Raw genomic sequence first — 14,340 nt, forward strand, 5'->3', positions numbered from 1 at the left:
TCTGGTCATCCGGCGGCGTTATCCCTACCGTCGCCCACATTTTCGAAGGAGAAACCATGAAAGTCCGTATCGCTATTGCCGATGAGCACACTATTATCCGTCGTGGCGTCTTATCCATGATCACCAATATGCCCTCTCTTTTCAGCGACGGCTCACCCCGCCCGGAGTTTTGCATTCAGGGCGATACCGCAACGCCATCTGAGCTGCTTTCACTGCTATCCCAACAGCCTGTCGACATTCTGTTCCTTGGCTTTTCTCTTGCCACCAGCCAAACCGTTAACCCGCTCAACGGAATGGACGGCGTATTGCTGATTAAATGGCTCAGCCGTAAATATCCGCAGCTTAAAATCATTGTGCTTTCGCCCTACAAAAACACGCAGCTTATCCGCATGTCGCTGGAGGCAGGCGCCAAAGCCTATATTAGTCGGGACACCTGTGAGAAAACCCTGAGCAGAACGCTGACGTCGGTGATCAATGGGGAAGTCTATATTGAGCGCGAGCTGATGCATTCCCTGTTCCAGACCGGTGCACAAACGGAGCAAGAGCTCTCGCCCCGTGAAATTGATGTGTTGCGTATGCTCTGCAAAGGGATGAGTCTGACAGAGATCGCCAGACAGCTGCATTTGAGTAATAAAACCGTCAGCGCCCATAAGCTGCGCGCGATGGAAAAACTGGGGGTTAACAGCGACTGTCAGCTCTATTGCCTGCTGGCGAAAACGCAAATGTTCGATATTGCTATCTGAAATAAAAAAACCGCCTGTAAACAGGCGGTAGAGGCAAACGTACGCCTCAACGGTCGCTCTCAGCAATGACGCTCAGGATCAGAAATGGTATGTCATCGCCAGCCACCAGACGCGCCCCGGTTCAGGGATTTGCTGATTTGCGGCGTATCCGAACTGGCTGGCGCCCGCCAGGTTGAGGTGCTCGCTGTAGTATTTATTGAACAGATTCTCAATACCCACGCGGGACTCAAAATGGTCGTTAAATGTGTAGCCCGCGCTCCACGAAAGCACGCCAAACCCCGCGCTCGGTCCGAGATCCTGGCCGGTGACGTTACCTTTGTTTTGCGCCACGCGATGCTGCGGCGCAACCACACGCCAGAGTAATCCGGTGCGCCACTGTTGCCCGGTATAGTCCAGCGCCAGCCGCCCTTCGAGCGGCGGCATCTGCGGCAGCGGCTGTTTATCGCTACGATTCTCGCCCCAGGCGTAGCTCAGGCTTCCCGTCAGTGCCCAGTTGGGCGTCAGGCTCCAGCTTGCGCCCGTCTCCGCGCCCATAACGGCGGCATTGATGTTGCTGGCCTGCGACGGCGTGCGGCTATAATCAAACAGAATGTAATCGGTAGTTCGCCCGACATAGGCCGATGCCCAGGCGCTAACCTTGTCGCCGTGTAACTGCACGCCGCTATCCCATTGCAGGGTCTTTTCTGTTTTCAGCTGACGAAAGCTTTGTTCTCCAGCCTTGCCGGAAAATAGCTCCCAGTAATCAGGAAAACGTTCGGTATAACCGATGCCGCTATAAAGCATGACGGGTGCGTCAGGTACGCGATACTCATAGCGCGTGAACGCGCCGGGCAGGAGGTCGTGCCGGGAGCTATTTTGCGCGCTGCGCCGATCGTCCGCGCGAATGCTATCCAGTCTCGCACCCACGATGACCGTATCGTCCGCCGTGACGGACTGGCGCCATTCGCTAAACAGACCCGCCTGGGTAAAACGGGCATCGTCACGCCACGATCCCGCGCTTTTTTTACGGTGACTTTTACGCATTACGTCCGCGCCGGCGGTAATCGTGGTGGTTTCATCTTCCCACACGCCGGCAAGGCGGCTGCCCATCACCACGCCGCCAACTTCAGACTTACGCTTCGGTCCAACGGGCTGACGCAGGCTGTAGTTATCCATGATGTGGTCAGTATCATTGGCATAGAGCTGCCAGCTAAGTTTGCTGACGTGCTCGCTCAGGTGATATTTCTCCAGTTTTAGCGCCGCGCTTTTACGGGCAAAACGGCTACCATCCATCATCCGCCCCGCATAGCGGGCTTTACCGTCGCTGGCTCCCACGCTTAGCTCCGCCAGCGAGTCCTCATCAGGCGTGAGCCCAACCGTGACGCCGCTGTTCCATCTGCGCCACAGGCCAGGCACGCGGTTGCCATGACCATCCCGGTAGTCATCCGCCTCCGAATGATTACCGTCCAGGCGGACGTAGCCGCGCGGGTCGCCAAACGCGAGATTAAGGTTTTGATCCGCGCGCCCGTTAGCGCCCCGCAGCAGCTCAGCGCTGCCTTTTAGCTCAGGTACGCTGAAATAGTCCGGCTGGCGTTCAAAAAGCAATGTTCCGGCGGACCCCATTGGCCCCCAGAGCACGCTTTGTGGGCCTTTGATGACGGTTATCGTGTCGTAACTTTGCGGAGTGATATAGGCCGTTGGGGTGTCCATGCGCGAGCCGCAGCCCCCCTGAGTGCTGACGCCGTCTGCAAGAAGCGTCAGCCGGGAGCCGAACATTCCGCGCAACACCGGATCGCCGTTACTCCCGCCGCTGCGCAGTACGGAAAAACCCGGGATGTTTTTTAGCGCGCCCGCACCGTCGCTGGCAGGCAATTGTTGTGCTGGAGTATGAGCCGGAGCGATAAATGACGCGGGATCGCGATAATACCCCTCAACGGTCATCGACTCTTCAGCGTATGCCGGCCAAGCGGTGGCACAGCAGAGAACCAACAAGAGTGGACGGGAGGCGAGCAGGGAACGAATACCGCTCGCGGTGATACCAGACATAGCACAATTCCGTTTCGGTAAAGAAAATAAGCAAGGCGCTTATTGTCTTCATCCCCAGCAGCGGAATACACGACCTGCGGGCAAGAAGGCCCTCAGGGAAATCAGGAAATATCTGGCGGATAACGGAAATCTCAGGGACGCAGTTCAGCGCGCTTCGCCCAGGCGTGCCGTTTGCTGTCGTAAAAAATCCATCAACCGCAAACAGGCCGGCGAAAGCGGCTGCCCGACGTTTTTGACGATGCCCACATCCATATAGGTAATGCAGTCGTCAATGGTGCGCCGGATCACGCGCTGACCGCCGAGCGCCCACGGGCGATAGACCAGATCGGATAAAATCGTCACCCCCTTTCCCTGCGCGACCAGACTTCGAATCGCCTCAAAGGAGTTGGTGCGAAAATGAATGTCAGGATGGCAGCCCCTGCTTTGCCAGTAGTCGGATATCACATCGGGATAATCGTCCGTCACCAGCAATAGAAATGGCGCCTTTTCCACATCCTTTAACCGAAGCTCCGGCACGCTGAGAAGAGGATGGCCGATGGCGGTCCATAACCGGCGCGGCGAACGGATCCACGTTTCGACCTCAAGCGTACTATCGTGGCTGATATTGGAGGTCAGCAAAAGACAAAAATCGAGATCTCCCTGACGCAAGGCCTGAAGCAGCTGCGATGCGGGCGCCTCATGAAATGCCGTCTCCAGCAGCGGAAAACGCTGCGCGATATCGCCCCAGAGATTGGGCAGCAGATAAGCGGAAAGGGTTTCGGCAATGCCGATGCGCACGACGCCGTTAATCGCCTCAGGCTGCTGATGGAGATCCTCCACCGCCGCGCGGCTATCGTGGAGGATCTTGCGGGCATGATTGAGAAATCGCTCCCCCACGGGAGTTAACTGGATCCCTTTTGCATGGCGGATAAAGAGAGGGGCATTCACCGCCTCCTCCAGGTTGCGCATAGAGACCGTCATGGAAGATTGCGATATATGACAACGGCTGGCCGCTTTGGAAATTTGTAATGTTTCCGCTAACGCAATGTAGAACTCAAGTTGCCTGAGAGTAAACTTCATAGTTTCAGCCAATACCGTGAGATGAAAATATTATATTAGCATTTAATTCTGTACCGGCAGTACCCTAAAGGCAGACAAAATGTTTATTATCAGGAGCCTCTATGCCCTATTTTTTACTCAGTCTCGCGGCCTGTTTTTGGGGGGGTAATTATGTCGTCGGTCATTTACTGGTGGCGCATGCAGACCCGATTATATTATCCGCCGCACGCTGGATAATTACGGCTCTTCTTTTATCGATGCTTTATATCAGACAGATTCGCGCCCAGTGGCCGATGATGAAAAAAGCGAAAGGTACGATCATATTTCTTGCGCTGTGCGGACAGGTTATGTTCCCACTCACGCTGTATATCGGTCTGCAATATACTTCATCTCTTAATGCAGCTATTTATTTATCCACAACGCCTGCCCTGGTTTTATTGATAAATAAGCTGGTCTTTAAAGAGAAAATATCAGTACAGAATATTGCTGGCGTTGTTCTCAGTTCATTGGGCGTCGTCTGGCTGGTCATGCAGGGCGATCTGCTGCATCTGGATACGCTTAAAAATCTGAATCGCGGCGATATCTGGACCATGGGCTCTGCCGCCAGCTGGGCCGTTTATTGTGCTTTCTTGCGGATGAAGCCGAAAAGCGTCGGTGGGAATGCCTTTGTGGCCGTGAGCGCGGTCCTCGGTGCCCTGGTGTTGTTACCGGTACTGGCGATATCGTTGATAAAGACCGGCTTACCTGACTGGACGGCCTATACCGCACCGGGCTTTTTAAGCGGGCTGCTGTACCTGGTGGTCTTTCCTTCCTGGCTCTCTTACCTGCTGTGGAATAAAGGCATTGCGGCTATCGGTGCAACCCGCGGGGAGATTTATTCCCACCTAATTCCGCTGAGCGGCGGTCTGTTCAGCGTGATGTTCCTGCACGTTACGTTGCACTCGTATCATCTGATCAGCACGGTACTGATTCTGTTTGGCATTGCCCTCTGCTCTCGCGCCTCGCAAAGGAAAGTCGCGAAGATCGAACGCGCAGACGAAAAAGTACAGATATGAAAAAGGCCCACGTTATAAATAACGTGGGCCTGAATAGTGGCGGAACGGACGGGACTCGAACCCGCGACCCCCTGCGTGACAGGCAGGTATTCTAACCGACTGAACTACCGCTCCACTGTTCCCGCTTGGGGAACGAGGCGCATATTACGGTGTGCCTCCGATCTCGTCAACGCTTTTTCTCACGTTTTGAATCGTTTGCTGCAAAATTCACCCAACCGATGATTTTACAGGCATTGTGGTGTTTTTTCAGGCGCGCCACATACAGCTTCCGCCCTTCTTCTGCACCAGGTCGAGACGGGATTCATGGTTAAGTAGCTCTTCATCACTGGCTAAAACAACCCGCAAGCGGCTTGCCTGACGGACAACGCGCTGAATGCCCGCTTCGCCCTGCGTCTGCTGTGACTCATTTTCCATGCTGAACTTCATCGACGTCTGTCCGCCGGTCATTGCCAGATAGACGTCGGCCAGGATCTGGGCATCGAGCAATGCCCCGTGCAGCGTTCGCTTGGTGTTGTCTATTTCGTAACGTGAACAGAGCGCATCGAGGCTGTTACGCTTGCCGGGAAACATCTTCCTCGCCAGCGCCAGGCTATCGGTCACTTTGCAAAAGGTGTTTGTTTTCGGAATATCGCGATGGAGCTTACTAAACTCATAGTCCATAAAGCCGATATCGAACGAGGCGTTATGGATGATGAGTTCGGCGCCTTTGATGTACTCCAGAAACTCGTCTGCCACCTCTCCAAAGGTCGGTTTATCCAGCAAGAACTCATCGGCAATACCGTGAACGCCGAACGCCTCTGGATCCACCAGCCGATCGGGTTTGAGATACACGTGGAAGTTGTTCCCCGTGAGACGACGGTTCACCACTTCAACGGCACCGATCTCAATGATCTTATGCCCTTCGTAGTGCGCGCCGATCTGGTTCATACCGGTGGTTTCGGTATCGAGGACAATCTGGCGAGTAATTGCAGTGCTCATAGCGGTCATTTATGTCAGACTTATCGTTTAACTGAACGTTTCAAATACAGGAAGTCTACCAGAGATGCGTAAACAGGTAGAAATTTTCACCGATGGATCTTGTCTCGGCAACCCAGGGCCCGGCGGCTACGGCGCGATTATGCGCTATCGCCAGCATGAAAAAACTTTTAGCGAAGGCTATTTCCTGACCACCAACAACCGTATGGAGTTGATGGCGGCCATTGTGGCGCTGGAAGCCTTAAAAGAACACTGCGACGTGGTGCTCAGTACCGACAGCCAGTACGTGCGCCAGGGTATCACCCAGTGGATCCACAACTGGAAAAAACGCGGCTGGAAAACTGCGGATAAAAAGCCGGTTAAAAATGTCGATCTCTGGAAGCGGCTGGATGCGGCATTAGGTCAGCACCAAATAAAATGGGAATGGGTAAAAGGGCATGCTGGTCACCCTGAGAACGAACGCTGCGACGAACTGGCGCGCGCGGCGGCTTTAAACCCGGCCCATGAGGATGCAGGCTACCAGCCTGAATCCTGATCAGGGCTTTCTGTACTGCCGCGTTGCGCCAACGGTCTGCCGGATAGGCGTTTTCGATTTGCTCTGCTTCATCGGGTTAAGCGTAAGGGGGATGGTTCGCTTACGCGCGACGATAAACTGCATGCAGCCTAAGGCGGGCAAATGCGTGCTTAACAACACTCCCCCCTTCCGCGCCCACGGCAGTACCTGAAAACCGCCGTAGCAGAGCACTTCAAAGTTCAGCAGTGAAAGCCAGTCGAGCTGGCGCATCATGGTGAACATTCGGCTGTTATAGGGTGGCGTTCGGCGCAGCACGGGTACCAGCTTGCGCAGCCCCATCAGGCTCAGCGGATTGAATCCGCTGAGGATCAGCCAGCCGTCATCAATCAGAACGCGATCGGCTTCACGCAGCATACGGTGAGGATCGCTGCACCAGGGCAACGCGTGTGCAAGAAGGCATGCATCAACGGATTTCTCTGCGAACGGCAGATGCAACGGGTCTGCCTTCACCTGAACCGGCGATCCGCCGAGAGAGACGTTAACCTGATGTGAGATAGCGCAGCTTTCGGTATTGATTTCCGCGCTGAGATTGCCAATCTTAAGCAGGTGAAAGCCATACAATTTCGCGAGCCAGGGCTTCAGCTGCTGCTCCAGTGCCTCGCGATAGTATTCACCCCAGGGCAATTCCGCCCAACGTTCCGGTGCTGCGACAGTCTGAGGTATCCTTGCCGGTTTCATCAAAACACCCGCCACGTTATAAGAGGTAATGTATGAATCTTATCAGTATTCCCGCTTTTGAGGACAATTACATCTGGGTTTTGGTCGATGACGAGCGTCGATGCGTCATTGTCGATCCCGGCGAATCCGCCCCTGTACTGCGCGCCATAAATGATAACGGCTGGCAGCCTGACGCCATTCTGTTGACGCATCATCATAACGATCACACTGGCGGCGTGCAGGAACTGCGGGCCCAATTTCCACATCTTGTGGTGTACGGACCGGCTGAGACACAAAATAAGGGAACGACGCAAGTAGTCGAAGAAGGCGAAAATATCCTCATCCACGAGTGGGAGTTTTCCGTATTTGCTACACCGGGTCACACTTTGGGACATCTGTGTTTCTACAGCAAACCTTATCTTTTTTGTGGCGACACCTTGTTTTCTGGCGGCTGCGGAAGACTGTTTGAAGGCACGCCGGAACAGATGTATCAGTCTTTACAAAAGTTTAGCGCATTACCGGATGATACCCTTATTTGTTGCGCCCATGAGTATACGTTAGGAAATATGAAGTTTGCTGCAAGCCTCTTACCCGAGGATCGAGCGATTCAGGATTATTATCACAAAGTGAAGGAGTTACGTGCAAAAAACCAAAATACACTGCCCGTAATTCTGAAAAATGAGCGTCAGATTAATTTATTTTTACGAACAGATGATATTGATTTAATTAATAAAATTAACCAAGAAACAAATTTGCAACAACCTGAACAGCGATTTGCATGGTTAAGGTCAAAGAAAGATAACTTCAGATAAATGCGGGTTGCCTTTTCAAAATTTCGCCGTTATCATCGCTCGTCTTTTAAGCAACTATTGACACACACATGAAGGCAAAAGCGATATTACTCGCCTCTGTCCTGCTTGTAGGTTGCCAGTCGCAGAACGGCAGCAACGTACAACAGCACGCACAGAGCCTTTCTGCAGCTGGTCAAGGGGAAGCAGGGAAGTTTACAAGTTCGGCGCGCTGGATGGACGATGGGACATCTTTCGCGCAGGAGCAAGACTTGTGGACCTCTATTGGCGACGAGCTAAAGATGGGAATTCCGGAAAACAGCCGGATTCGCGAACAGAAACAGAAGTATTTAAGAAATAAGAGCTATCTCCACGATGTAACGTTACGGGCAGAGCCGTATATGTACTGGATAGCCGGGCAAGTTAAAAAACGTAACATGCCTATGGAGCTGGTACTCCTACCCATAGTGGAGAGCGCTTTTGACCCACACGCGACGTCTGGCGCCAATGCCGCAGGCATTTGGCAGATCATTCCGAGCACCGGGCGAAACTATGGTCTGAAACAGACCCGCAACTATGATGCGCGTCGCGATGTTGTCGCTTCAACGACAGCCGCTCTCGATATGATGCAACGTCTGAACAAGATGTTTGACGGCGACTGGCTGTTAACGGTCGCAGCGTATAATAGCGGCGAAGGTCGTGTACTGAAGGCAATGAAAGCGAATAAAGCACGGGGTAAATCCACCGATTTTTGGTCGCTCTCACTGCCACAGGAAACGAAGATTTACGTACCGAAGATGCTGGCCTTGAGCGATATTCTCAAGAACAGCAAGCGTTACGGTGTACAACTGCCAACACCAGACGAAAGTCGTGCACTGGCGCGCGTTCGCCTCAGCAATCCGGTTGATATTCAACAAGTTGCTGATATGACGGGTATGTCGGTAAGTAAATTGAAAACCTTTAATGCTGGCGTTAAAGGCTCGACGCTGGGGGCAAGCGGCCCGCAGTATGTGATGGTTCCGCAGAAACATGCGGCGCAGTTACGTGAGTCTTTAGCATCGGGTGAAATTGCCGCCGTTCAGTCAACGCTGATCGCCGATGCTTCATCCGTTAGCAGCCGCAGCTATAAGGTGCGTTCAGGGGATACCCTTTCAGGCATTGCCTCACGTCTTGGCGTGAGCGCAAAAGATCTTCAGCAGTGGAACAATCTGCGTGGATCGGGCTTGAAAGTGGGTCAGAATCTGACGGTTGGCGCAGGTAGCAGCGCTCAGCGTCTTGCCAACAACAGCGATAGCATTACCTATCGCGTGCGTAAGGGTGATTCGCTGTCCAGTATCGCAAAACGTCACGGCGTGAACATCAAAGATGTGATGCGCTGGAATAATGATACTGACAATCTGAAACCAGGCGACCAGCTGACGCTGTTTGTGAAGAACAGCGCCACGCCAGACTCCTGATTACACGATCGAAAGATAAAAAGGCACCGATTCCCCTCGGTGCCTTTTTTGTTTATCCCGCTTTTTGCGCTTCAGCCATGATGGTATCGCTCGTAAATGAGCCATCCGCCTGCAGTTCAAAGTACGCCTTCACCTCTGCGGACGCACTCTCCTGGTAAAGCCTAATTGCCTGGCTTAACGCCTCCGGGGTACGCATACGGGCTATCCAGGAGCTGAACTCCAGCGGTAAACGGTCTGTTATTAACGAGCGCGCAATCAGCCCGGCTTCAGTGATAAACGATAACCACTCCCCGCTGGCGTAGTTTTGAACGTGCGAGGTGTCGCGCAGCGCTTCGACCGTCTGCAGCCAGATATTACGCACCGGATGTCCGGGAGACATCACGTCCATAATGATGAAGGTGCCACCCGGCTTCAGAACACGTCTGACTTCGCGCATTGCCTGGCCGACGTCATGCCAGTGGTGTGCAGAATACCGGCTGATCGCGACATCAAACGACGCGTCATCAAACGGTAAAGACTCCGCATAGCCCTGCCGCGTATCAATATTGTTCAACCCTTTCGCTTTAGCCGCTTCAGCAACGACGTCCAGCATCTGGCTCGATAAATCATATGCGGTAACGTGGGCTACCTGCTGCGCAGCCGTAAAGCTGGCGTGCCCTGCCCCACATCCCAGGTCCAGCACGTGCGCCTGCGGGAATGCCGCCAGACGTTCACCGAGACGCACCAGATCGCGACCTGAAGCATGCACGGCGCTGCTCAGATAAGCACTTGCCTGAGAACCAAACTGTTTTTCTACGTTGTCATGATGGGAGTGTGTTGTTGTCATCGTACTGTCCTTTGTTGGTTAAAAATAAAAGGGCAGCATCCGCGCGGCCTGCCCCACGGCAGACCTGACACACCATTATTTATCAGGTTTGCCGGGACTGAATTCAACGAGTAGAGGGTTGTGATCCGAAGCGCGCGTCACCAGTACAGAGGCGTCGTGCACGCTCAAACCGCGATAGAAGACAAAGTCGAGAGGACGACCAAAAGCTTTTTTACGCTGGTCATCACTGAAGCGAACTTCACGCAGCGACATTTCGCGCGCAAAGCGATACAGCGCATTCATGCGCGGACGGCTCCAGGCATTAAAATCGCCTGCCATGATGATGGGCCCGCTGTGATGCGCAATCTGATCGCCAATAGGAAGTAACTGCTTACTATACACATCCACGCCGAGGCTAAAGTTTACCGCGTGGATATTGACGACCATCAGCATACGGGTATCCGGCAGCGGATAGACCGTCACCAGCGCTGATTTCGCCAGACGCAGGATAGGTTCGCGCTCGCGGAGCGGGCAACAGTAGACCGGATGGGCAGCAGAAAGCGTCATTACGCCAGAGGGATGCTGCGGCAGAACAAATGCCGGCACCTGGTCGGCGGCAAGGTAATTCGTGGTGGCAAACCGTACCAGTTCAGGGGTAGTTTGCGCCTCCTGGAGCAGAACCAGGTGGGCATCTTTTCCAAAATTTTTGAGTACCGATAACCACTCCGCGCGCTGCTGCTTGAAGATATTCCAGACCAGCACCCGGATTTTATCATCGCTGCTTAACGGTGTGCCGGCGGGTAATGCCTGGCTTATGCTCGCAAACGACCCCGGAGGCAAAATCCTCTCCGCGGGCATTCCGGCAACATAACGCATGGCATAGGTATTTTTTCGCACTTTTGGAAACAGCCCCTGTAACATGAACCAGCCCTGAAAACGGACTGGTTCTAATGTTATAGGGACTTTAGGTCACACTTTCAACGCAATTTCTGAGAAACCGCTTTCCAGTTTTGTAAGCAAGCACTTACTGATGTTATCCCAGCGCTACGCGGGCTGGCTTATCGAGGCGTCCACTCAGGCCAATCAGCAGGAAGGCGACCAGGACAATCACCGCGCCAATCCATGGGGTCTGGGTTAATCCGAAGTGTTCGACGGTTTGTCCGCCAATAATGGAGCCCAGTGCGATACCAATATTAAAAGCGGCAATATTCAGACCGGATGCCACATCCACCGCATTCGGCGTATAGAGCTCGGCTTTCTGGACAACGTAAACCTGAAGCCCTGGCACATTACCGAAGGCGAAGATCCCCATCACCAGTACCGTGACCAGCGCGGCGTATTGCATTGAAGCCGTGAACTGGAAAATCATCAGCAGAACCACCAGGGCGGCGAAGATAAATTTCAGCGCCGGTACCGCACCATGCTTATCCGCGAGCTTGCCGCCCCAGATATTGCCAATGGCCACAGAAATACCGTATCCCAGCAAAATCCAGCTCACGGCATTCGGGGAGAAGCCCGCCAGGTCCTGCATCATCGGTGCCAGGAAGGTGAAGGCAGTGAATACGCCGCCATAGCCCAGAGCCGTAACCGCATAGATGATAAGCAAACGCGGATGGGTAAGCACTTTCAGCTGATCGCGCAGGCTGGCGCTCGCCCGGCCTGGAATATTCGACGGTACCAGCAGCAGGCTAGTCACCAGAGCGATAACGCCCAGTAAGGAGACGGCCAGGAACGTTTCACGCCAGCCGAAATGCTGTCCGATAAACGTTCCCAACGGTACGCCTGTGACCAGTGCGACGGTCAACCCACCGAACATGATCGCGATCGCTGAAGCCGCTTTCTCTTTGGGGACCAGGCTGGTTGCAATGGTGGAACCAATCGAGAAGAACACGCCGTGTGCCAGACCGGTCAGCAGGCGGGCAATCACCAGCGTGGTGTAGTCCGGTGCCTGCCAGGCCAGAACGTTCCCGGCGGTAAACAGCACCATCAGCGCGACTAACAGCTGCTTACGCGGAAAACGTCCGGTCAGGGCCGTCAGCACCGGCGCGCCGACGGCAACGCCCAGGGCGTAGATGGACACCAGTAACCCGGCTGAGGGCAGCGAGATGGCAAGCTGGTTAGCGATGGTGGGAACCAGTCCCACGATAACAAATTCGGTCGTGCCAATTGCAAAGGCACTGATCGTCAGGGCAAGTAGCGCCAGTGGCATAAAATACTCCGTATCATCAGGATTAAGATGACAGGCAGTATGCGCCAGTGCTTAAATAACAAAAATGGTCAAAATATCAATAGAATTTTGCAGGTGGTGCAACAATGAAAGCAACGTCTGAAGAGCTGACAATCTTTGTCGCCGTCGTCGAAAGCGGCAGCTTTAGCCGCGCGGCCGAGCAGCTGGGACAGGCTAACTCGGCCATTAGCCGCTCGGTGAAAAAGCTGGAGATGAAGCTTGGGGTAAGTCTGCTCAACCGAACGACGCGGCAGCTCAGCCTGACGGAAGAAGGGGAACGTTATTTCCGCCGCGTGCAGTCGGTGCTGCAGGAGATGGCCGCAGCGGAGACGGAGATTATGGAAACCCGCAGCACGCCGCGCGGGTTGCTGCGCATTGATGCTGCCACGCCGGTTGTGCTTCATTTTCTGATGCCGTTAATCAAACCTTTCCGTGAACGCTATCCGGAGATGACGCTCTCTCTGGTTTCGTCCGAGACGTTTATTAACCTCATCGAGCGGAAAGTGGATGTGGCTATTCGGGCGGGAACCCTGACGGATTCCAGCCTGCGGGCCCGCCCGCTGTTTGCCAGCTACCGTAAAATTATCGCGTCGCCACAGTATATTGCTGAACATGGTAAACCGGAGACGGTTGAAGAACTGAAGCAGCATCTGTGCCTGGGCTTTACGGAGCCGGTGTCGCTGAACACCTGGCCTGTTGCCTGTCATGATGGCCAGCTTCATGAAATTACCTGCGGGTTATCGTCTAACAGCGGAGAAACGCTGAAGCAGCTTTGCCTGGAAGGGAATGGGATCGCCTGCTTGTCAGACTATATGATTGATAAAGAGATAGCGCGGGGTGAACTGGTAGAGCTAATGGCCGATAAACGTTTGCCGGTCGAGATGCCTTTCAGCGCGGTGTATTACAGCGACAGAGCGGTAAGCACGCGCATACGCGCCTTTATCGACTTCCTTAGCGAGCATATAAAAACAGCTCCCGGAGGAGCTGTGTGAGGGTTCAGGTTACAGAGGGAGGGTCTTATTAATCCCAGTCAGGGGCTAAACCTTCCGGACTCACCAGGCGGTCGTTGCACTCCAGTGCTGCGATCGCTTTTTTATCATCGTCATCCAGATGAAGATCCAGCGCTAGCAGGTTGCTGGCCAGGTTTTCGCGCTTGGTTGATGATGGGATCACGGCATAGCCTTCACCCATTGCCCATGCCAGAATAACCTGCGCAGCAGTGGCGTTATGCTTCTCAGCGATACGGATAATTACCTCGTCTTTCAGCGCCTTACCGTAGGCCAGCGTCATGTAAGAGGTAATATGGATACCGTGCTGCTTTGCCCAGTCCACGACTTTGCGGTTTTGCAGGTATGGAGACAGCTCGATCTGGTTTGTCGCAATATTTTCTGCGCCAACTGCGGCAATGGCTTTTTCCATCAGCGGGATGGTGAAGTTGGAAATACCAATTTCACGGGTCAGGCCCTGCTTTTTCGCTTCCAGCAGCGCCTGCATGAACTCTTCCACAGAAACGGCATCGTTCGGTGACGGCCAGTGGATCAGCGTCAGATCGACATAGTCGGTACGCAGTTTCTTCAGGCTCTCTTTCAGGCTTGGGATCAGCTTGTCTTTGCTGAGGTTTTCGATCCAGATTTTGGTGGTGATGAACAGTTCATTACGCGGTACACCGCTCTCTTCAAGAGCCTGTCCAACGGCAGCTTCGTTTTCATAGATCTGTGCCGTATCAATTGCGCGATAGCCCAGTTCAAGAGCGGTTTTCACTGATGCGATAACTACGTCGTCTTTCAGGCGGAAAGTGCCAAGACCGAATGCAGGGAGAGTCATAATATTCCTCAATTGTTATGTTCGTTAACTGAGGACGATTATCGCTGGCGGTGTTATAGAGAAAAAGATCGTAAAACGCAGAGGATTTTTGCTAATTTCGCAATAATTAATCGTCAGATATGAAAAAAGCCCTGAGCGTTAACTCAGGGCTTTTAATAAGTGGCGGAACGGA

14 protein-coding genes and 1 tRNA gene are annotated in these 14,340 nt (G+C 53.6%); 6 read left to right on the forward strand and 9 right to left on the reverse strand.

Translation table 11 applies throughout. From position 1 onward, the window contains the following. Positions 1-56 precede the first annotated feature (56 nt). On the forward strand, positions 57-743 hold the full coding sequence (locus tag INF73_RS11375) for a response regulator transcription factor (protein ID WP_041911170.1): 687 nt from the start codon (positions 57-59) through the stop codon (positions 741-743). A gap of 78 nt (positions 744-821) precedes the next feature. Here INF73_RS11375 and INF73_RS11380 read toward each other — a convergent pair whose 3' ends face one another. Both INF73_RS11380 and INF73_RS11385 read right to left on the reverse strand, forming a co-directional pair. After that, on the reverse strand, positions 822-2,768 hold the full coding sequence (locus INF73_RS11380; protein ID WP_082071020.1) for a TonB-dependent copper receptor: 1,947 nt from the start codon (positions 2,766-2,768) through the stop codon (positions 822-824). Between the two features lie 144 nt (positions 2,769-2,912). Continuing rightward, complete coding sequence (locus tag INF73_RS11385; protein WP_041911171.1) at positions 2,913-3,827, reverse strand: LysR family transcriptional regulator; 915 nt, start codon at positions 3,825-3,827, stop codon at positions 2,913-2,915. A gap of 101 nt (positions 3,828-3,928) precedes the next feature. Between INF73_RS11385 and INF73_RS11390 the strand changes: the two genes are divergently transcribed. Continuing rightward, positions 3,929-4,861, forward strand: a complete 933-nt coding sequence (locus tag INF73_RS11390) for a DMT family transporter (protein WP_193541132.1) — start codon at positions 3,929-3,931, stop codon at positions 4,859-4,861. A 37-nt stretch (positions 4,862-4,898) separates the two neighbouring features. On the opposite strand, the gene INF73_RS11395 is transcribed toward INF73_RS11390, so the two are convergent. Both INF73_RS11395 and dnaQ read right to left on the reverse strand, forming a co-directional pair. Beyond that, positions 4,899-4,975, reverse strand: a tRNA-Asp gene (locus INF73_RS11395). 132 nt (positions 4,976-5,107) lie between these two features. Further along, a complete protein-coding gene (dnaQ, locus tag INF73_RS11400) occupies positions 5,108-5,839 on the reverse strand; it encodes a DNA polymerase III subunit epsilon (RefSeq protein WP_028015611.1) in 732 nt (243 codons plus the stop codon). A gap of 64 nt (positions 5,840-5,903) precedes the next feature. Between dnaQ and rnhA the strand changes: the two genes are divergently transcribed. Continuing rightward, positions 5,904-6,371 (forward strand): ribonuclease HI, encoded by a 468-nt coding sequence (gene rnhA / locus INF73_RS11405; protein WP_028015610.1) that lies wholly within the window; start codon positions 5,904-5,906, stop codon positions 6,369-6,371. On the opposite strand, the gene INF73_RS11410 is transcribed toward rnhA, so the two are convergent. Continuing rightward, entirely contained in the window at positions 6,372-7,088 is a 717-nt protein-coding gene (locus tag INF73_RS11410) for a class I SAM-dependent methyltransferase (RefSeq protein WP_193051914.1), read from the reverse strand. 32 nt (positions 7,089-7,120) lie between these two features. On the opposite strand from INF73_RS11410, the gene gloB reads away from it, so the two are divergent. Together gloB and mltD are read left to right on the forward strand one after the other, a co-directional pair. Beyond that, the gene (gene gloB, locus INF73_RS11415; RefSeq protein ID WP_193541130.1) at positions 7,121-7,879 is read left to right on the forward strand and encodes a hydroxyacylglutathione hydrolase; all 759 of its coding nucleotides are present in this window, start codon (positions 7,121-7,123) and stop codon (positions 7,877-7,879) included. 68 nt (positions 7,880-7,947) lie between these two features. Further along, on the forward strand, positions 7,948-9,312 hold the full coding sequence (gene mltD, locus INF73_RS11420) for a murein transglycosylase D (RefSeq protein ID WP_045261184.1): 1,365 nt from the start codon (positions 7,948-7,950) through the stop codon (positions 9,310-9,312). Between the two features lie 52 nt (positions 9,313-9,364). Here the strand turns inward: mltD and INF73_RS11425 are convergent, their stop codons facing one another. The 3 genes from INF73_RS11425 to INF73_RS11435 form a co-directional block, all read right to left on the reverse strand. Then, the gene (locus INF73_RS11425; protein WP_045261183.1) at positions 9,365-10,138 is read right to left on the reverse strand and encodes a class I SAM-dependent methyltransferase; all 774 of its coding nucleotides are present in this window, start codon (positions 10,136-10,138) and stop codon (positions 9,365-9,367) included. Positions 10,139-10,213: 75 nt separating this feature from the next. Continuing rightward, positions 10,214-11,014, reverse strand: a complete 801-nt coding sequence (locus INF73_RS11430; RefSeq protein WP_028015605.1) for an endonuclease/exonuclease/phosphatase family protein — start codon at positions 11,012-11,014, stop codon at positions 10,214-10,216. 136 nt (positions 11,015-11,150) lie between these two features. Then, entirely contained in the window at positions 11,151-12,326 is a 1,176-nt protein-coding gene (locus INF73_RS11435) for an MFS transporter (protein WP_028015604.1), read from the reverse strand. Between the two features lie 104 nt (positions 12,327-12,430). Here INF73_RS11435 and yafC point away from each other — a divergent pair, with 104 nt between their 5' ends. Beyond that, positions 12,431-13,336: a DNA-binding transcriptional regulator YafC gene (yafC, locus tag INF73_RS11440; protein WP_028015603.1), complete on the forward strand. Its 906-nt coding sequence runs from the start codon at positions 12,431-12,433 to the stop codon at positions 13,334-13,336. Positions 13,337-13,364: 28 nt separating this feature from the next. Here yafC and dkgB read toward each other — a convergent pair whose 3' ends face one another. Further along, positions 13,365-14,168 carry a 2,5-didehydrogluconate reductase DkgB gene (gene dkgB, locus INF73_RS11445; RefSeq protein ID WP_028015602.1) on the reverse strand — a complete coding sequence of 268 codons (804 nt, stop codon included), beginning with the start codon at positions 14,166-14,168 and terminating at the stop codon, positions 13,365-13,367. Positions 14,169-14,340: the final 172 nt, after the last annotated feature.

This window comes from Enterobacter cloacae complex sp. P6RS, from assembly GCF_014982245.1.
GTDB classification, from domain to species: domain Bacteria; phylum Pseudomonadota; class Gammaproteobacteria; order Enterobacterales; family Enterobacteriaceae; genus Enterobacter; species Enterobacter bugandensis.